Origin of the sequence: Neorhizobium descurainiae, assembly GCF_051400715.1 — a bacterium.
Classification (GTDB): Bacteria; Pseudomonadota; Alphaproteobacteria; order Rhizobiales; family Rhizobiaceae; genus Neorhizobium.
This window is the reverse complement of sequence record NZ_JBLFFK010000014.1, coordinates 45140-63447: the sequence shown is the minus strand read 5'-3', so window position 1 is coordinate 63447 and position 18308 is coordinate 45140. Positions and strand designations below refer to the sequence as shown.

16 protein-coding genes and 1 pseudogene are annotated in these 18308 nt (G+C 60.4%); 3 read left to right on the top strand and 14 right to left on the bottom strand.

Annotated features, from left to right (window positions below; genetic code table 11):
• Window positions 1-151 precede the first annotated feature (151 nt).
• Complete coding sequence (locus tag ACMGE0_RS21780; protein WP_436817977.1) at window positions 152-1285, bottom strand: RHE_PE00001 family protein; 1134 nt, start codon at window positions 1283-1285, stop codon at window positions 152-154.
• Window positions 1286-2050: 765 nt separating this feature from the next.
• Between ACMGE0_RS21780 and repA the strand changes: the two genes are divergently transcribed.
• The 3 genes from repA (at window position 2051) to repC (ending at window position 5805) form a co-directional block, all read left to right on the top strand.
• Window positions 2051-3277, top strand: coding sequence for a plasmid partitioning protein RepA (gene repA / locus ACMGE0_RS21775; RefSeq protein WP_436818078.1), 1227 nt, complete (start codon window positions 2051-2053; stop codon window positions 3275-3277).
• Window positions 3274-4296: a plasmid partitioning protein RepB gene (gene repB / locus ACMGE0_RS21770; protein ID WP_436817976.1), complete on the top strand. Its 1023-nt coding sequence runs from the start codon at window positions 3274-3276 to the stop codon at window positions 4294-4296. The genes repA and repB overlap by 4 nt, the downstream gene beginning before the upstream one ends.
• A 225-nt stretch (window positions 4297-4521) precedes the next feature.
• Entirely contained in the window at window positions 4522-5805 is a 1284-nt protein-coding gene (repC, locus tag ACMGE0_RS21765; protein ID WP_436817975.1) for a plasmid replication protein RepC, read from the top strand.
• Window positions 5806-5990: 185 nt separating this feature from the next.
• On the opposite strand, the gene ACMGE0_RS21760 is transcribed toward repC, so the two are convergent.
• From ACMGE0_RS21760 to ACMGE0_RS21700, 13 genes and pseudogenes are all read right to left on the bottom strand, one after another.
• Window positions 5991-6464 (bottom strand): ProQ/FINO family protein, encoded by a 474-nt coding sequence (locus tag ACMGE0_RS21760; protein ID WP_436817974.1) that lies wholly within the window; start codon window positions 6462-6464, stop codon window positions 5991-5993.
• Between the two features lie 1425 nt (window positions 6465-7889).
• On the bottom strand, window positions 7890-8276 hold the full coding sequence (locus tag ACMGE0_RS21755) for a molybdopterin cofactor-binding domain-containing protein (protein ID WP_436817973.1): 387 nt from the start codon (window positions 8274-8276) through the stop codon (window positions 7890-7892).
• A gap of 455 nt (window positions 8277-8731) precedes the next feature.
• Window positions 8732-8920, bottom strand: a complete 189-nt coding sequence (locus ACMGE0_RS21750) for an alanyl-tRNA editing protein (RefSeq protein WP_436818077.1) — start codon at window positions 8918-8920, stop codon at window positions 8732-8734.
• Complete coding sequence (locus tag ACMGE0_RS21745; RefSeq protein ID WP_436818084.1) at window positions 8830-9408, bottom strand: alanyl-tRNA editing protein; 579 nt, start codon at window positions 9406-9408, stop codon at window positions 8830-8832. Before ACMGE0_RS21745 ends, ACMGE0_RS21750 begins: the two co-directional genes overlap by 91 nt.
• Before the next feature lie 279 nt (window positions 9409-9687).
• Window positions 9688-10698, bottom strand: coding sequence for a P-type DNA transfer ATPase VirB11 (virB11, locus tag ACMGE0_RS21740; protein WP_436817972.1), 1011 nt, complete (start codon window positions 10696-10698; stop codon window positions 9688-9690).
• Window positions 10695-11848 (bottom strand): annotated as a pseudogene (gene virB10 / locus ACMGE0_RS21735) (type IV secretion system protein VirB10). Before virB10 ends, virB11 begins: the two are co-directional and overlap by 4 nt.
• An 11-nt stretch (window positions 11849-11859) precedes the next feature.
• The gene (virB9, locus tag ACMGE0_RS21730; RefSeq protein ID WP_436818076.1) at window positions 11860-12720 is read right to left on the bottom strand and encodes a P-type conjugative transfer protein VirB9; all 861 of its coding nucleotides are present in this window, start codon (window positions 12718-12720) and stop codon (window positions 11860-11862) included.
• Window positions 12720-13391 carry a VirB8 family type IV secretion system protein gene (locus ACMGE0_RS21725; protein WP_436817971.1) on the bottom strand — a complete coding sequence of 224 codons (672 nt, stop codon included), beginning with the start codon at window positions 13389-13391 and terminating at the stop codon, window positions 12720-12722. The genes virB9 and ACMGE0_RS21725 overlap by 1 nt, the downstream gene beginning before the upstream one ends.
• A 308-nt stretch (window positions 13392-13699) precedes the next feature.
• Window positions 13700-14632, bottom strand: a complete 933-nt coding sequence (locus ACMGE0_RS21720) for a TrbL/VirB6 family protein (RefSeq protein ID WP_436817970.1) — start codon at window positions 14630-14632, stop codon at window positions 13700-13702.
• A 3-nt stretch (window positions 14633-14635) separates the two neighbouring features.
• Complete coding sequence (locus ACMGE0_RS21715) at window positions 14636-14902, bottom strand: EexN family lipoprotein (RefSeq protein WP_436817969.1); 267 nt, start codon at window positions 14900-14902, stop codon at window positions 14636-14638.
• Window positions 14899-15594 carry a P-type DNA transfer protein VirB5 gene (virB5, locus tag ACMGE0_RS21710; RefSeq protein ID WP_436817968.1) on the bottom strand — a complete coding sequence of 232 codons (696 nt, stop codon included), beginning with the start codon at window positions 15592-15594 and terminating at the stop codon, window positions 14899-14901. The genes ACMGE0_RS21715 and virB5 overlap by 4 nt, the downstream gene beginning before the upstream one ends.
• A complete protein-coding gene (locus ACMGE0_RS21705) occupies window positions 15594-17975 on the bottom strand; it encodes a VirB4 family type IV secretion/conjugal transfer ATPase (RefSeq protein WP_436817967.1) in 2382 nt (793 codons plus the stop codon). The genes virB5 and ACMGE0_RS21705 overlap by 1 nt, the downstream gene beginning before the upstream one ends.
• Window positions 17968-18306 carry a VirB3 family type IV secretion system protein gene (locus ACMGE0_RS21700; protein WP_436817966.1) on the bottom strand — a complete coding sequence of 113 codons (339 nt, stop codon included), beginning with the start codon at window positions 18304-18306 and terminating at the stop codon, window positions 17968-17970. Before ACMGE0_RS21700 ends, ACMGE0_RS21705 begins: the two co-directional genes overlap by 8 nt.
• Window positions 18307-18308 lie beyond the last annotated feature (2 nt).

Below are 18308 nucleotides of genomic sequence, written 5' to 3'. Positions count from 1 at the left end.
CTCTGGGCGACGTTTCCGGAAAGACGCAGTGACCACGGCCGGGTCGATCGCCGATCAGGCTACCGAAGCAGATCGGCCTGGCGTCCGAGTCTGCCGGACGGGGCTTCACTTTATCGACCCCTGGGAGAGGAGAAGCGGGATCGAATGCGGCTTAAATTATCCCCCATGCCCGAAACCTCCCCCTCCCGGTCAGCTCGCGCAGGTTCAGCTCGCCGACGATTTTCAGCGCGCCCTGCGGCGTGACCCCCAGTACTTCGGCGATCATGGCGGCCGAGACCATGGGCTTCGCCAGCACGAGCTCGATCAACTGCGGCAGCCTTGATGACTGGCGTTTTCCGGCAAGCCGATGCTGCATCTGCTGCTTTGCCAAGAGCAGCCGATCATGCTCTTTCAGTCCGGCTTCTGCAGCTGCGGCCAGCGCATCGAGAAAGGCGAGTAGTCGGATGTTGCGATCGCGGCTGGTGCGGCGCTCGCGTGGGATGGCTTTGAGGCCGAGATTGAACGCGGCCAAATGCACTGCGGTGATATCGGCCTCACGCAACAGCGAGGCGGCAAGCAGCCGACCGAGCCAGGGCGCGTGCTGCAGCACCTGCAGCTGATTCCAGGCATCGAGAAGCAGCACGGCGCGCAGCAGGGGCGGCAGTCCTTCGGTTTCGGACAGGACGATTCGCCATTCGGCAAGACGTTCGCCCTCATCCCAGTCCGGCTCGTAGACGAGCGGATTTTTTTCGCGTGGAGCCGGAGGCGATGGCGATGGCTGGAGCGCGCCGGATAGCACCGCTTGGGAGCGGGCAAGCACCGCATCCATTTCCGCCAGCTCTTTTGCGAACGGATCGAAGAGAGCCTCCTCCCCGATCGACTTCAGCTCCACCGGCTCTTCCGCATCCGGCGCTGAAACCATCGGACGCGTCGCGGGGCCTGACGCCAGGCTGCCCCTCCCTCCCCCACCGCGTAAGCTTTGCAGCCCGTCGGCAGTGAGCGCCCAACTCCGCGGGTGGGCAAGAATCCGGCGTCGGGTTCGCAGCACGTCGTGGGCGATGGTGAGTTCGTGGCTCGGGGCGCGGATGCTCATGCCGGCCTCGTAGAGGACGAGGTCCTCGATATGCACGAGCTCGCCGTCGATCCACAGCGACGCGGCCGCGTCGGCGAAATGCACCCGCTCGATCCACCCCTGGCCGACCGGCGAACGGGATATGCGCTCATCGAGACGTGTGAGCGCCGCGGTCGCCGCCGTGACCGGGGTAACCAGCGTCTGGAGGAGCAGCTTGGCGAGATCGTAACGCATTGAAGTTATTATGGCCGATTCGCATTATGAAAGCGAATTCCGTGTTTGGTTTCGCTACTGCCGCGTTAACCATGCCGGATCTGAATGACCAATGAAACCAGTTGTCGTCCTCCGCAGCCCAACAACGAATCCCTGCCATCTCAAGCGATCCGTCTCAAGGGTCGAGCACGCCGGACCGGGGCCTGATGAGACAACTGTCTCCGCCCATGGGTCCCGATCTGCTTTGGAGCGGAATCAGCAAATCGTGGAATGCCTTTGTCGGAGATAATACAACAATTGCTGCACAAGTCGATGACCCAGTTGCCAGCTATTACAACGATGCTGAAGGAAGATCAGGCCACACAGCCAGACTGATGACCTATGACCGGCGGCGAACGGCTGAACTTTCATGCAAAATGGGCATGGCATCGCGTACCGCGTCCGCAATGGAACTTTCCTGCTGCTTACTGAAGCGGAAGACGACTCAGTGTCCCTTTACACCCTGATTCTGCCCCTTTGCGACGCATCTATCGATGAGACGGGATCAGAAATTAGAACTGCAAGTCGAAATTATGCGGAGGCCCTTTTCCAATTGGAAACAGTATGCTTTCGCGCAACTCATTGGCAAAAAACACATTTTCGAATTTTCCCGCGCGGCATGCAACGGTGGAATGCCAATTTTTTAACGGCTCGCTAACCTTATTTCTCTGGACGCCGAAATGGAATCATGGCCATTGTTGGCGGAAGTTGGCCGATAAAACGGTGGTTGGCCGCCAAGAGGGAAAGATGGCGCTAAGGAATCAGCAACAAGACGAACCGACCGGTTTCGAGGATGCGGCAAGCAAGATCGTCCGACATGCCGACCTGTTATCGGCGCAGTTGCAAACGCTTCGAGCCCGGATGTATCCGCCGAAAGCCCAGAAAGGCCTGCGGCATTTCCTGACGAATGAAGTTTCAAAGCTCACGTCGATACCAGATTCGACGCTCAAGTTGCTGTCCAATGAAGGTCGGGGTCCCGTGCCCAGCCGGCTCGAGAACAATCACCGAGCCTATACGCTTACCCAAATCAACGAATTGCGGGTCTTGATGGCTGAGCAAAAGCCTGCAGAAGCCCTCCGGTTCCTGCCCCATCGGCGGCCGGGCGAGCATTTGCAGGTCTTGGCAATCGCCAACTTCAAGGGTGGAAGCGCCAAGACCACAACGAGCGTACATTTGGCGCAATATCTCGCATTGCATGGCTTCCGCGTGCTTGCAATTGATCTCGACCCCCAGGCATCCCTTTCGGCCATGTTCGGCGCGCAGCCGGAAGTCGACGTTCACGCGAACGAGACAATTTATGCCGCGCTCCGATACGGTGACGACGAACGCCGTCCCATGCGGGATATCATCCGCAAGACCTATTTCGATGGCATCGATCTCATTCCCGGCAATCTCGAAGTCATGGAGTATGAGCATGAGACCCCTCGCGTTCTTGCACAGCGAGCAGGATCATCGGGCGGGATCTTCTTCGAGCGCCTGCGTCTTGCCCTGGCGGAGGTGGACTCTGATTATGACGTCGTCATTCTGGATACACCCCCTTCGCTCGGTTTCCTCACTCTCGGCGCGATCTACGCATCGACCGGCATGATCATCACCGTCCATCCCGCGATGCTCGACGTTGCGTCGATGAGTCAGTTTCTTCTGATGATGGGCGATCTGATGCAGGTGCTGAATGAGAGTGGGGCGACGCTCCATCAGGACTTCTTCAAGTATCTGGTGACCCGCCATAATCCAAACGATCAGCCGCAGTCGCAGGTCGTCGCCATGCTTCGCCACCTTTTTGGCGAGGATGTATTCGTGCCGACAGCGATCGAAAGCACGGCAATCGAAGCTGCCGGCCTCGCCAAACGCAGCCTTTACGAGCTGGAGATGGGGCAGATCGGTCGTGACACACATCGTCGCGCGCGGGAAGCCTTGGACAGCGCGAACGAAGCGATCGTAGACTTGATCAAGAAGAGTTGGGGGAGAACATGACAAAGCCTCCCAAGCGGTCTTCCATCACCGCAAGCTTTCAAGCCTTAGCTGCCGATATCAGGGCGGGATCCCCCTCCCCCACCGAACACGCCGCCCCCGTCCCGGCGCCGGCGCGCGTGGGTGCGGGGGTGATAAGCGTCACGCATCGGGCAATCAGCGACATCCGCAACGAGCGGGATCGGCTTCAGGCATTGCTGGATGCAGGAGCTGCCGGATCCGTGGAGCTTGACACAGCCGTAATAGACCCCTCGCCTTTCCCCGACCGCCTCCCTGATGACGGCGACACAGATTTCCTACTTTTCAAGCAAAACCTGGAAGCCGAAGGCCAAAGAGTTCCCATTCAGGTGCGGTCGCATCCTACGAAGGCAGGCCGCTATGAGGTCGTCTATGGCCATCGGCGGCTTCGGGCAGCGCGAGAACTCGGGCGAAAGGTCAAAGCGCTCGTCATTGAGATGTCCGACCACGATCTCGCCGTCTCCCAAGGCATCGAGAATGCAAGTCGGCAGGATCTGAGTTGGATCGAGCGTGCACTTTTCGCCTCGCGCATGGAACAGGCAGGCATCAAACCGCGAGATATCAAGGCCGCGCTTGCAATCGACGATCCAGAGCTTACCCGCATGCGGTCTGTGTACCGGTCGGTTCCATTGGATCTGATCGAAGCGATCGGTCGCGCGCCCAAAATCGGCCGGCCACGGTGGGGTGAGCTCGCCAAGCTTCTGGCTAATGACGCCGCCATCGACGCTGCGCGCAAGACCTTGTCAGCTGACAAGGTGCGGGGGGATTCCAACGAGCGGTTTCAGCACATCTTCTCGGCGCTGACGACGAAGAAGCCGCCATCGCAATCAAACGACCTTGAGCTCATTGCCAAGAGCGGAGACCCCTTGGGAAAGCTTCGTATCTCGTCCAAGGAGCTGCGTATGACGCTGGAAGGTAAACGGGGCGCGGCGTTCGCGGCGTTCCTCCAGGATCAGATGCCAGATTTGATCGACCGGTTCGAGGCGCGGGACTCAAGCGAGTAAGCCAGCCGCCCGGCCGCGCATCACACTGTTTGAGTATGGAAATGAGATCCTAATCGGAAAGAAAGGTAGCAACTGGCAAAAGAAAAGGCCCCCTAACGGCGAACCATTCGAGAGCCTTTGGTATTCTTGTAGCGAAGATAGCAATAGCTCTCCCCGAATCAGTTGTCAATGATTTCGCGCCGTATCGGTGACCGTTTTCGTTTTGCCTGAAGCATAGAGGCGAAGATGGACCCGAATATAGGAACGACGCCCTTCGGGCGGCGGTCGATGTCGCTTGCGCTGCTTGCAACCCAAATGAGGGTTGAGCAAGCAACGCTGGAGGCGCCGGTCGATAAGTGGAAGCTGTTTCGCAGCTTATGTCATGCTAAGGACAAGCTGGGAGTGACTGATCGTGCTCTCGCGGTCTTAAATGCGCTCTTGAGCTTTTATCCCCAAAACGAACTTGACCCGTCTGAGGCACTTGTCGTCTTCCCTTCGAACGCGCAGCTATCGCTCAGAACCCACGGAATGGCCGAACAAACCATTCGCCGCCACCTGACGGTGCTCATTGCGGCGGGTCTCCTGATCCGTCGCGACAGCCCCAATGGAAAGCGGTATGTTCGCCGAAATCGTTCGGGCGCGATCGATGCCGCCTATGGGTTTTCCCTGCGACCTTTGGCTGTCCGGGCATCAGAGATCGACGCCCTTGCACGGGAAGTCGATGCCGAACGATCGGCGTTCTTGCGGCTGAAAGAAAAACTGTCGCTCCTCCGCCGGGATATCAGCAAGTTGATCCAGTCTGCCTTGGAGGAGCGGCTTCAGGGTGACTGGGAAGAAATGCAGGTCGCGTTTATCAGCATGCTGCGCGACTTCCCGCGGCGGCCAACCCGGCCCCAACTGGAGTGGGCCCTGGACAAGTTGAGCTATATCTACGCGAACGCGCTTAAGCAGTTGAACATTCTTGAAAAAGAGAAAAATGTAAGCGGCAATGCCTATCAAACTGAGCGGCACATACAGAATTCACAATCTGACTCCCATCTTGAATCTGAACCGAGCTTCGAAACCGGTCCGGATATTACAGATGCGTACCCATCAGACGTTTGCGAAGAACTCGTTCCGAAGGAATGCGCAAGCAACCCCATGCTGCGTCGTGGGACGGCAAAGGCCGCGGCTGGAGCGGCGGTAAGGTCTTTCCCGTTGAGCCTGGTGCTGAGGGCGTGCCCCACCATTGCGTACTATGGACCTGGCGGCACCGTATCGAATTGGCGGGATCTGATGTCAGCTGCCGTTGTCGCGCATACGACCTTGGATGTGAGCGCCGCTGCGTATCGCGATGCCTGCGAGATCATGGGTCCGGAAAATGCCGCAACCGTTATCGCCTGTGTTCTCGAGCGAGGCGCCCATATCAATTCTCCTGGAGGGTATTTGCGGGATCTCACGAGGCGCAGTGAAAGAGGCGAGTTCGCCATTGGCCCGATGCTCATGGCGCTCCTACGAGCCAATGGGACCTTAGACCGACAGGCGAGCTAGCGAGGCCACCCGGGAACTACATCCGAAGAAACCTTGTCAGCTGACAAGGTTTGGCGCCCGTTCGACGGAATTGCGCACGACACCTGTGACTGACGAGGCGCAAAGTGAGTACTTTTCCGAAATAAGGTCCAACGCCAATTGCGCAAGATACTGCCCATAGGCTCCGGTTTCGGTCCGTTTGGCGATCACCGCCGATCAGCTCGTCGCCCGAGAAGGGCCGCCCGGATTTGCTCCGTCCTGGTTGCTTGCGGAGAAGCAGAAGGAGTGGCCGCCTGCGTGGAAATGTCCTCCGTCCGGTCCTGCTTTAAACTCAGGAAACGTTGCTGCGCGGCGGAACGATCCTCTGTCGTCAACGGCTCAACAGGGTTGCCATGAATATCGTGACGCATGGAATCGGGCTGCGCGCTGGCGAAATAATAACGCTTTGAACGAACATAAGCTCCGGTTGCTCGACGCAGCGCAGTCACGCCGCATTCCGAATTTAGCAGCGATCTGATCTCCTGGAAAAGGCCAAGAGCGAAGGGGCGGATGGGATCACCCACCTTGGAAGGGAGAACCCCGATTGGATGAATCAGCATTGCGTTTATCGCTTCAGACTTCTTCACGTCCAGTTCCGTTGCCGCGATCGGTCCACGGCTGACTTTCCAGAGTTTATCCATAGGTTGCACTCCATGCGGATTTCATAAGATCCGAGTCGGAATTGATGCTAGGCATCTTGTGTTTCAATCGGATCACGGTGGCGGCGGTATTGCCTCATAGAGCTTCCCGATACAAGCCATCTGTCCGTTGTGGGGCTCTCGACCGAGGCGGTACCCCCCAGGGTGGCCGAAAGTCAGCTGATCGCCTGTCTGAATCCGCATTCGAATGCAATGGCGTGACGGGCGGATCAAGGGGTGCTTTGAGCTTGGAGCGCAGCGGCGAGGAGGAGACTATGGCACTGTTGGCGGTCGTCCACCGGACGGCGAATGCCTGAGAACCGGAATACCCCTGCCTCGGCAAACCCGAGAACAGTATGACGCGCTCGCGCAGACCTCGCAGTGTGCTACTCGACTATCCCCAGCACGGCTGCTCCGCTCCACAAAAACCTGGCTCTCTCTGGTGAGGGAGAGACGTTCGGCAACCATGGTCTATAATAAGAGCGAAAAGCAGACCGTGCCCTTTGGGGATCGCTCCATATCGATTGCAGATTGGGTCCATTAGCCTGGCAACCGATTTCAGCGACAAGATGATCTCAAGGCGGCGCGGTTGCCGATGACAGCCTTCGCTCTTCAGCGCCTTCACATCGCAGCCGTTCTCCGAAGAGCGGCCTTGGAAATGCCAGAGCTGACAGGCGAGGCGCTCTTCAAGTGGACGCCTCGTGGCGATCGTGATGGCGTTTGTTGCAACATTCGGTGGGCGTGCAGGCCAGGCGATTTGTTTCGAAATTTTTTATGTTCGACCTCATGAAGAGGGCCAGGCCCTCCCGTTGTCACTATCCGCTCTGCGCAGCACATCATAAAGAGGTTGCACGGCGTTCAGAGAGCCTTTTGAGCGAGCAGAGCGAGCCGGGTAGGGCTTGTCCTTTGGCTCAATGAACGACTGCTGTCTCGATCGGGAGGGAAACACGTTGCAATGCAATCTCAACGGTCGTTTTAATCGCCGACAGCGCGTGCGGTTTATAGCGGTTTTTTCACCAAAAAGCGCGCACCTTATTATACTCCTCCCATAGATTCGCCTCCCCAATCACGGAACTAACCTCGATCTGGTCGCCTCGTCGGCCAGGATGGGCGCGGTGGCGCGGACGCGATATCGCTGAATGCGAGGCCAGCTTCCCCGCCGGGTATTGCTCCGAAATCGCCGGATGATCAGAACCGCTTCGATCCACTGTGGTTCGGTTGCTGGGGGTGATCGCCTTGTCCTCAAATCGGCAAGGTCGCCGCCAGAATGCTCGGCCGCGGCGAAGCGGAGAGCGCGTGGCGCGACACGGGTTACGTTGACGGCCGCCGGCGACGATCCTGGATCCGCCGGAACGCCGTCTTTGGCCACGTGAATGCTCTCGCGCAGGTCGAGCACACTTGGGCGGCCGGGACCAATGAATGCATGAACTAGGGAATGGGACGCCGGCGTCTGATCCGATAGACCTGATGGGGCGGCATTGACAGCACAGGGGAGTCCACTGACGACAGCACCGGCTGGCCCTCGACCGACGGAGGATCGCCGTCGGGGCTTGGCGTGAAGGACAGGTTACGACCGGCGACCGACCGGATGGTCGATTGCGCCGCGACAAGCGCGTCGTAGGCGACGGGCAGCCCGTCCGGCCCACGGGCAGCGCGCAGCCGCGCGGCGGCGTGACCGCGGAACAGGCCACGGCCGATGTCCTCCTCGCGCGACCAGATCAGCTTGACCGGCCGCCGGCGGTGCCGAGCCGCGAGGAAGGCCGCCTCGGCCACCACATCCTGATCGCTGCGACGGCCGAAGGCGCCGCCATTCATCGTGATGTTGCAGGCGCCAAGGCGATCTATTTCCTGCGCCCCAACTTCATCCAGACGTTGCGAGTGGAGCAGATGGCCGAAGTGGCGCGTATCATTTCAGCTTTTCCTGCACGGCCTGATAGACGGTCCGCACTACGGGCTGGAAACCAAGACTGCGGGCAAGTGAGACATCCATGTGCAGGCGCCACGGATTCTCGAGGGGCGAGGAGTCGACATCGGCGGATGGAACCGAAGGCCGATTTCGTGGCCTCTTCACGAATGCCTAAGAACTGGCAGAATCCGCGAACCTGTCGCTTGGTCGGAGGAAATTTGAGCTTCTGGGCATTCGTCATGGCGTGGTTGTGGGCAACGTCCCGACGCCTTGCCTCAGAACGGTTGAGTCGGTTCCGCCCCGCGCCTCTTTGCCGAAGTGAACGAGGATCGCTTTGCAGGCTTGCAGACCGGGCGGCGCGGGCTCAGGCACTAGCGCAGATCTTCGCGTCGGACACAACGTTCGCATCCTGCAACCGAAGCCAGACCCGCCAACGCGGGCCACCGATCCTTTCGATGGAGGTCACTTCGAGGCAGCCAACTTCAGACGTATTCCGGACGTGGAGGCCGTCGCAAGGCTGCGGCTCGAGATAGCCAATCTCGATGGCACGCACGCGATCTGACCGATCGTCCGTTCCCGGCCCGACAACGCGCAATTGTCGCCGTCTTTCCAGAGCGTGGCGCGTATCCCAAGTCTCCCGGACCGGAAGGGCGCGGCCGACCAAAAAGGCGACAAAGCTTTCAATGTCATGCCGCTGCATGCCGCTCTTGAGGATCGAAAAATCCTTATGCCCATACCCATCGTGAAGGACCCCGCCGACAATTGGGTATGGCAGGACGGATGCCACCAGATGAACGCCGTATGCGCGCGCATCCTCAAGTAGCGTAGTTCCCAGTCGATGCTCGCCATGACGTCGTCGCCGATTTTGAACGATCCGGTGTCGCCGGCCACAATATGGATGACTTGCGATCGGTTCGGCTCAGCCCATTTGGCGGCTTTCACCAGGTATTCGCGGCCCCCATGCCGCAATGTTCCCCGGTCGCCCGGCAGATTGAGGGATTTCCGGAAAGAAGACAGTGCGATCGAGCAAGATCGCGCCATTTCCAACTCCTGTTACGCGCGCCGGAATCTCCCGACAATACGGGTCCTCATAAAAATGCAACTCGTACGCATCGTTTCCTCGGCTGTTGTGATTGACCCTCTGTTTGCGGTTTAATTGATTACCTTCCATTGTAGGACAGCCATCATGCCACTTCCGGTAGAGTTGTCGACACAATCCTTTGTGGAGCGGAAGCTTTTTCCTCCTCTCAGATAATGATAGTCCGTTGACGCGCTATGACGCTCGCGCTCGGCAATTACGATGCTGTTGTGGTGGCCCGCCTAACGGAGAGCCCTTCCCCGCTTTGGATCGAAATAGATCTCCGTCACGCGAAATCGGCTGCCGGTCCTCTTGCACTGGACGATGACGTCGACGAGTGTCACCAGGAGATTGCGGATGTCGTCGCGTTGCAGATCCTGGCCGCCTTCAGATTCCTTCACCAGCAAGGTCAGCTGCTCGAATGCCAGGCGTGCCGAATTGGCGTGAACCGTCGTGATCGAACCTGGATGGCCGCTGTTTACGTTGCGAATATAGTAGAACGCCGTCCCGTCGCGCAGCTCCTGCAGCAGGATCCGATCCGGGCGCATGCGCAAGCAGGCTTCCAGCAGATCCTTCGCCCCAACTTTCGCGAGCCCTTGCCCTCCCTTCGAGTAAAACAACCGAACGTGATTGGATTGCGGAACCGCAAGCTCCGGCGTGTCTTCTATGGTGATAAGCCGTTCATCGTCCGGAATATGTCGGATCAACGCTTTCGACAGGGTCGTCTTGCCCGAGCCCGTCGCGCCGGAGATGATGATGTTCTTCCGGTCAATGACCGCCTGCTCGAGGAACGCCATATAGTCACCGGCCTTGTAGAGCTCGTGCAACTTCATGTCCGCCGGGCTGATCTCGTCAGTCACCCGCGCCACCTCCGAAAACAGGCCGCCGCTTGCCAGGTCGCTCAGCGTCAGCGACAGCGCTGACGGCTTGCGCAGGGTGATGCTGACCGTGCCCTTGGTGGTCGCCGGCGGGATAACGATCTGGATGCGCTCCTCGTTGGGAAGAGTGGCCGAAAGCAGCGGCCGCGTCTCGTCGATCGCCTGCTGCGAATAGCTTGCCACGGCCTTCGCGAGGCGCATGAGCTTGTCGTAGGTGAGGTCCGGCGCATCATGCGTGCGCCACCCTTCCCTGCCCTCCGTCAGCACGACACCCGGATGGTTTATGACGACCTCGTAGAGACTCTCGTCCTTCAGGAACGCCGAGATGGGGTTCAGCAGCTCGCGCACCACTCCGACATCGGCAGGCTCGCTCATTTGCTGATCACGCGCGATGCCGGACTGAAGTCACCCATCACCGCCCGGTCGTAGATCTTGGTGCGCGGCTCAGTCACCCGGAGAAATCGAGATCGCGGGCAACGAAGATCGACACCAGGGATCCCTGGTGCTTTGTGAGTGTCGGCGGAATGTTGATCGACTGCTCCACGGCGATCGCCGCGGCATCCTTGCCGGCATTCGTCGTGCCCTGTACATCGATATCCTGATCGCGAAGCTCGCCGCCGGCATGACTCGCGAGATCGCCGACGATCGACAAGAGCAGCGCGCTGCCGAAACGCTCCCACCAATGCGTATCGACATGGCCGTCGAACCCTGCCCGGCCCAGGGCATCCGTTGCCGGCGAGGCCAGTGTCACGATCACACCGGTCGGTGTCTTTGCACGGTTCCAAAGCACGAACAGGCGGTTCTGGCCGCGGCGAAGCCCTCCCCGATATTCTCCGACGACCTGGGTGCCCTTCTCCATCAAGACCACGCGGCCGTTGTCGGAGAGGATGTCGCGATTGATCACGCAACTCACGAAGCCTGGCTGGTCCGAGGACATCGCCGTTTCCAAAGTGCAGGGGATCGACGTGCCCATGGCGACGATGAAGTTGCGGTCGCCAAGATGACCTGCCTTCGATCCCTGCAGCGTCGTCGGTGTCAGCATGTGGTTGAAGCGCTGATCCTCATTCTCGGTCTGCGGCTGGCCCGGAAAGACGCCATCGGCTGGGACCGGAATGTACGGGGCGCCTCCGCTCGATACCGCGGCGCCAGAGTTTGAGCCCGACCGCCCGCCGCCATACGCCATAACCGGTGCGCGTCGTGCCGACTCCAGGAGCTCGTCGGCGGCAGGCACGCCCGCCGGCGCCGCGGACGGTGTAGGCAACTGGACCTGCGGGACCGGCAGCGCGACCGGAGCCGCCACCTCTTTGGCGGGTTCGAACGCCGTCGTCTGTCGAATGACAACCCGTTCGGGCTGCTTGGCGTCGCCGGATTGCTGCGGGGTGCGTAGCGACCAGAGCGCAAATCCGATGAATGCGACGACGGCGAAGACGACGACGCCGCGCTTTAGGATGACGTGCTCCTGCTTGCGGGATGCTTGCGTCTCCGCTCGCTCGCCTATGATGACCTTCTCCGGTTCATCCGCCATCGCCGCCCTCCCTAGTTCGATTTCGGCTGATTAGGTACTTTCACGACGCGCTCGACCGACGGCGACGTTGTGTTTGTGCCGGGGTTGATGCCAACCGGCGTAAATGCCTCGTTGAAGATGCACAGCGTGTCGCCGCCGCGGCGAAGGATGAATTTGCGGCTGATCGCATGGACGATCACCAGATCACCGGACACTGTCTTCGGCACGAGGCTCTCGCTTCCGTCCGAATTCTCGGTATAGATTGCGGGCATCTCCTGATCGCCGGAAAACGTGAATGTTGTGACCTTGCCGTTGTCGTAGACGGCTTGCGGCTCGATGGACGCCGAGCCTTGCGCCGAATAGCGCCAATTGCGCGGGCCGTACTGTTCGTGAACATTCAGCACTTTGTCGACGAAACCGGCCCGTTCGGCCTGAGCTCGCGCGGCCGCTTCGAGGCGCCTGCGCTCCGCTTCGTCCTGAGGATAGCGGAACTTGACATAGAAGTAGGTGTTCTCGCCGGCCGCCACCGATCCGTCCCGGACGGTGAGCTCCATCTGGTAGGAGCGCTTGGAGCCGTCACGCCGGGTCGTCACCACGGAGATGTTCGTGATCGGCTGGTTCTCGCGCGGCTTGAGAAACAGGATGTTTCCCGCCGGCGCGACTTCCCACGCCACGGTGTTGCCGAGAGCGACATGGGCGATTTCCTCGTCGACCGCGAACTCGACCTGCACGGACGACCTCAGCGTGCCGACGATCTTCGTGATGTTGTAAGGCTGGTAGTTCACGAAGCGCACGCGGTTGTCCTGGTCGGCGCCACGCGGAACCTCCAGCGCGTGCGCAACCGAGGAGAGAAAGGCTGTAAGGATCGTCCCTGAGACAAGGCGCTTGCTGATCAATTGATGGCCTCCGGATCGGCCCGATACTCGCTGACGACAAATCCGAGCGGGTTCACCAGCCGATCGGTCGAGGACATTGGAGCATTGGCATAGGTATAGGTGAGCGTCGCGACCCAATGGGTGGTCCGCACGTCCTCGCCGCGTGTTACCGTCTGCATGTAGCGAACGGAGACGACCGCCGAGCCGATGAGGGAGATCGACTTGACACTGATCCTTGCGGTCGCCGCGCGGCCATATATGTTTTGTGGAGACTCCGGGTTGCTGCCGCGATAGGTGGAGGCGAACCGCAACTGCTCCGGCTGGGTCGACAGGAGCGAAACGGTCCGGAAGTTCTCCTCGGCCTCCGACCAGACGTAACCCTCGCGGGCGCGGACATAACGCGCAGCGAAATACTTCGTGACCTCCTCGTCATAGGTGCCGGCGGTGGAGGTGAGAGCGGAAACGACATCGACGATGCCGGTCGAATTGTCGACCCGGATGACGAATGGCTCGACGGTCTTGAGAGGCGTCAGCGCCGCGAGCGCGACAATCGATACGCAGGCGAGCGTGCTGGAGACGAGTGCCACGAACCACGCGACACGTCTCGAGCGCTCCGCCTGAATGAGGCGGTCCTGATCGAAGCGCCGCGCTTTTTCAAAATAGGCCTTGAGGCTGTCTGAGGTGGTCATCAGCAACACCCTCAAGCCGTGCAAGCGCGGAAAGAGGCCAACTGGTCAGGGCGTGGTTCTGAGAGTGCGTAGGACAAGGCCGCTGTTTGCCGTGCCGTCTCGTCCATTGCCACAGGCGCCGAGGCGCTACCGCGATCGCTGACCCATTGCCACATCGAGCGATTGAGCGTCCGCCTGGCGTAGCCGTCGCACTTCGGAAGCGGATAGGACATGTTCGCGCAGCCAGTCACTGCGATTGCGACAAGAAGCAAAAGTGCTGCTCGAAACATCAAGAGCCAACCTGTCATCGTATTCCTTCCCCTCAGGGCCTAGCCGGTCCCTCTTGCAGAAAACCTGCGGGCAATCGCCCGTACGCCCCGGCCGGCCGTGCGCCCAGCCACGGCCGCGCCCCAGGTCAGCGTGCTTTCGTGGGCGTCCCGCTGGGCCGAGTAACCGTAGGTGAGCGAGGCCCCGCCCGCCGCCAGCGCCGAGGCGATGCCAGGCAATTGATAGAAGACGTAGAGCGACGCGATGCAGATCGCGCAAAGGGCGATCGGGCGCATCAGCACGTCGGCATAGGATTCGATTGCCGTAAACGTGCTGTCGATGCTGGAAATCAGGAGTGAACCCACGGCAACGACCAGAACCTGCAGAATGACGAAATTGACGAGCTGGCCGATCCACGCCTCGGTGAATCGCCGCGTGCTCTGGAACATCGCAAGAGCGACGAAGATCGGGCCGATCGCCAGCACGATCGCCAATGCCAGCCGAGCATAGAGCGAGACGATGTAGCCGATCGCGGCGACGACGAAGCTCGCGCCGATGACCAGCATGCCCCCGATCCCCGTTACGATATCGACGGGCCAGGAGGCGCGCGACCAGATGTCATTGGCCGAACTCTGACCCTTGTCGAGAAGCGCATCGAAGGTCGAGGCACTCGGCTGGGTGCCGACATTCAGAGCACTGGAAATCTCCCTGGGCAATGTTTCGAAGAAAAGGTCGCTGACATAGGTCTGATAGTCGGCGGCATTGCGCACCAGCATCAGGATGATCGCGAGTTTGATGGCTCGGAACGCGAAGTCCAGGATAGGCTCCTGAATAGAGCCCCTCAGGACAAGGTAGCCGTAAAGGACCACATAAAGGGTGAGCGCTGCGGTCAGCGGCCCGGTCGCCCACGACGCGATGTTCGAGGTGCCCGACGAAATGAAGTTCTGAAGCGGGAACTGGAACTGACTGTCGACGAACGAGAAGACCTGATACACGCGTCAGCCTCCTAATGCTTCGTTCATCCGCTTAAGGCGCGCCCTTGCGTCGGCGGCCTCGGCGTTGACGCAGGACGGACTGTTGCAGCGCGCGCCCGGATCGTTCCGGCACTTGGCCAGTTGATCGGCAATTGGCTTTTCGCCCGCAAGGTATTCGTCGACCATCGGGACTGTGATGACCTCCGGGCCAGGGCTGAAATAACTGTAGACGTTCCAGGTGGCGGCCCCGCCGACCGCGATTCCCACGATAACGGCGATGACGCGGATCATTGCAACGCCGCCTTCATTGCATCCAGGCGCTTGCGCCAGTCTTCGACCTGGCGCTGCTGGTCGACCTGCGCCTGCGCCGCCTGGATCATCTGGAGCCCCTGCATTCGCAAGACGTCGATCTGCAGAAACGCGCTTTCGGCCTGGAGCCTTGCCTGCAGATCGGCGATCTCCTTAGCGTCAGAGGCGCTCGATATATGCCTTCGCAATTGATCGATGCCGTCGATCCGCTTGGTGGCGGCCTCATATATCTGCTGGCCGAGGCTCAACTGCCCGGCATTTCGTTTCTGCACGCGGGCGAGCTCCTCTGCATAGAAGTCGTTGGCCGTGGTCCGATAGGTGGAGTTGGCGTCCAGATGCCGGGATGCGCTTTCGCCGAAAACGCCCGACCCGTTGCCCTTGAACAGCCCCTCGAGCGCCGCGAAATCCTGGGGCAACGCCTCGCGGATCGCCGGGTCGTTGAGCAGGTTCGCGACGTCGCCCATGTTGGTGAGCTTGTTCAGAGCGTCGAAGAGCTGATCAGCCTTCTGAATTTGCGTGTTCAGAGCATCGAGCTGCGACTTCAGCTGAGCGATGCTCTCCACCTGCTTCAGGATCGCGGCCTGATCGATGACCGGGATGCCCTGCCCGATTGCGGCGCCGGCACTGAGCGCGAGAGCGGTTGCCGCCCCGAGAGGGGCTGTTGATCGTGGCATTATCCTGCACTCCTCTGTTGCTGGAACCGGGAAAGCCAATCCTCCGGATGGTCGCCCACCTGCGCCCGGATCACGTCGACCAGTTCGACGCTCGCGGTTCGACCCGAAAGGATGGTGAGCTCGTCGTCGAAGCCGGAGAGATTGAGCTCCGCGACGACGGAGTTGTGTCCCTGCTTCACGAGGAAGCGGCGGCTCTCGTTGGAAAGCTCGCGGGAAATCAGCTCGAATTCGCGCGCTGTCAGCTTGAAACCATCGACGTAGTCGGCCGCGTTGCCTCGCGAATTCGGCAGGAACACCTGTGTCGGGCACTGTTCGATGATCGTGTGCGCGATCGGCGAGGCAATCGCGTCGCGGGGGCTTTGGGTCGCAAACAGCATCAAGCCGTTCTGCTTGCGGATTGTCTTCAGCTTATTCTGCGCAAGATCGCGGAAGCCCTCGTCGGCCAGCGCCTTCCAGAATTCGTCGATGACAATGATAATGCGACGGCCGTCCATCAGCTGCTCGACACGATGGAATAGGTAAGCCATCAGAGGCGTGCGGACCTCTTCGTTGTCGAGGAAGTCGGTCATGTCGTAGCCGACGAACTTGCCTCCGCCGCCGAATTCTCCGACCCCGATGTTCTCGATCACGTTGTCGAAGACCCAGCCGAGCGGCCCTCCCCGCTCCCACCGGCGCAGTCGCGCGCCGATGCCCTCAGGATCGGTGTTGTTGAGGAAGGTACGCAAGGCGCCGATCGTCCGCTGTTGAACCGGCAGGTCGGCGAGCCCATCGATGGCGCTTGCTATATCGCGGACATCTCCGACGCTCAGCTCACGCGTTTTCGAGCCGACCAGTTTGGCGACCCACTGCGCCAGGAAGACCTTGTTCGGTTCGGTCAGCTGCAAGCCCTGGAGGGGTGCGCATCCGGTTGGCATCCCGTTCTTCAGCGGCAGATAAGTGCCGCCAAGGGCGCGCACGAAAAGATCGGAGCCCCTGTCCTTGTCGAACAGCACAATATGCGGATCATGCTTCTGCAGTTGCGACAGCATGAAGTTCAAGATGACGGTCTTGCCCGATCCGGTGGGGCCGCAGACGAAGGTGTTGCCGAGATCGCCGTAATGGAAGTTGAAGTAGAAGGGCGAGCCGGAGGCCGTCTTCAGCATGGCGACGGCGGGTCCCCACTCATTGCCGTCGGCCTTCCCCAGCGGATAGGAGTGGAACGGCGCGAAGGCGGCAAAATTCTTCGAGGTGATGGCGCCGGACCTGGCACGATAGCGAAAGTTGCCGGGCAGTTGCGCCCACCAGGCGGCCTCAAGCCCAAGATCCTCCCGCGAGACCACCGCCCCGCCACTGGTCAGATGCGATCGCGACTTTGCGAGGTTGTCGGTGAGTTCCTTGATGGAATTGCCGAAGACGCTGAGCGTCAGGTGGTGTTCGCCGAGGACGAAGCGGTTCGATTCCAGATCGTCCAGCGCGTCATCGAGCTCATCGACCTGCGAACTGGCTTTATCTCCGGCGCTCAGCATCTGGTTCTGCTTGCGTCCCATGATCGTCTTGGCGTCGCTCTTCGAGACGAAGCTGAAGGACTGCGTCAGAATGAGTTCAAATGGCGCCGTCAACAGGCCGTTGAGCATGCCCGGCCGCGTCCGGGCGGGATACTCCTTGAAACCGAACACGGCCGTGAAGCGGGTGTCTGCCTCATGGCGTATCTCGGCGGTTTCGCGGCCGAAAATCACCCGATCGGAATAGATCGCCGACGATATGCGGCCGTCCGTCAACGGCACCGGCTCGCGCCGCCCCCCAACCAGTTGATGAAGCATCCCGGCCGGCTCGGAAAACAGGATGCCGTCGCGCTCATGGATGGAGAGGACACGCGGTCCGAAACGCGCCAATCCGGCCGTCACGTCGACGGTGGTGTCCTGGAGATGCTTGAACGCCTCCCGGTCGAGTTCGACGCCGGCGCGTCTTGCCCGCCGCAAACGCGCCAGCAACGTGGCGGCGCGCTCGGCGGGACCTTTCCCAGGATGCCAAACCAGCGAGACATAGAGGTCGTTGCGAAAAAGCTCCTCTGTGACCATTCGCTCGCGGTACCGCGCATTGAGCTGCGCTGAGAACGGATCGGCGAACTCGCCTTCCGGATAGGTGTTGTCCCGCCGCCGGATCACATGCGTCCATATGGCGAGCCGCTCGTCGGCGATATTCCGGTAGAGCGTATTGAGTGCCCGGTGCAACGCGTTGATGTCGAGCGGATCGGTGGTCTCGAAGGACACGCCATCGAGCGCTATGACGACCATCAATGCTCGCGAATCAAGGGCGATCGTTCGTTCGTCGACGTGCCGCACGTAGGGAATGAATGTTTCCGGCTCAAGTTCACGGGCCTTGGTGAGGGCGACGCTAGGCAAGGGCGAGATCCCTTTCGTCGTAGCGCCTCACAAGCTTGAGCGGCGTGAGTGTCGCCCCGCCCCAAAACGCACCGTTGCGCGAGCGGCCGCGGGTCTCGATCCAGGCGAGCAGGATGCGGAACATGTTGTGGTCGTGCTTGGTGAGCGCCCTGAAGACGACGTGGAAGACCACCCCGACCAGGGCGTATAGGATCGAGCCTGAGACGATGTAGAGGATCGTCGTCAGCATGACGTTGACCGCCATCGCTTCCATCGTGACGCCCGCGACCATCGCGGGACGCGTGCAGGCAAGGAACAGCGTGTCTTCCTCGAGGACCGTTGAGGAGTTCATCG

Bases quoted from the DNA above. Each gene is read 5' to 3' on its own strand.
- ACMGE0_RS21780 (WP_436817977.1), bottom strand. From the start codon at position 1,285: ATGCGTTACGATCTCGCCAAGCTGCTCCTCCAGACGCTGGTTACCCCG.
- repA (WP_436818078.1), top strand. From the start codon at position 2,051: ATGGCGCTAAGGAATCAGCAACAAGACGAACCGACCGGTTTCGAGGAT.
- repB (WP_436817976.1), top strand. From the start codon at position 3,274: ATGACAAAGCCTCCCAAGCGGTCTTCCATCACCGCAAGCTTTCAAGCC.
- repC (WP_436817975.1), top strand. From the start codon at position 4,522: ATGGACCCGAATATAGGAACGACGCCCTTCGGGCGGCGGTCGATGTCG.
- ACMGE0_RS21760 (WP_436817974.1), bottom strand. From the start codon at position 6,464: ATGGATAAACTCTGGAAAGTCAGCCGTGGACCGATCGCGGCAACGGAA.
- ACMGE0_RS21755 (WP_436817973.1), bottom strand. From the start codon at position 8,276: ATGAATGGCGGCGCCTTCGGCCGTCGCAGCGATCAGGATGTGGTGGCC.
- ACMGE0_RS21745 (WP_436818084.1), bottom strand. From the start codon at position 9,408: ATGGCGCGATCTTGCTCGATCGCACTGTCTTCTTTCCGGAAATCCCTC.
- virB11 (WP_436817972.1), bottom strand. From the start codon at position 10,698: ATGAGCGAGCCTGCCGATGTCGGAGTGGTGCGCGAGCTGCTGAACCCC.
- ACMGE0_RS21725 (WP_436817971.1), bottom strand. From the start codon at position 13,391: ATGACCACCTCAGACAGCCTCAAGGCCTATTTTGAAAAAGCGCGGCGC.
- ACMGE0_RS21715 (WP_436817969.1), bottom strand. From the start codon at position 14,902: ATGATCCGCGTCATCGCCGTTATCGTGGGAATCGCGGTCGGCGGGGCC.
- virB5 (WP_436817968.1), bottom strand. From the start codon at position 15,594: ATGCCACGATCAACAGCCCCTCTCGGGGCGGCAACCGCTCTCGCGCTC.
- ACMGE0_RS21700 (WP_436817966.1), bottom strand. From the start codon at position 18,306: ATGAACTCCTCAACGGTCCTCGAGGAAGACACGCTGTTCCTTGCCTGC.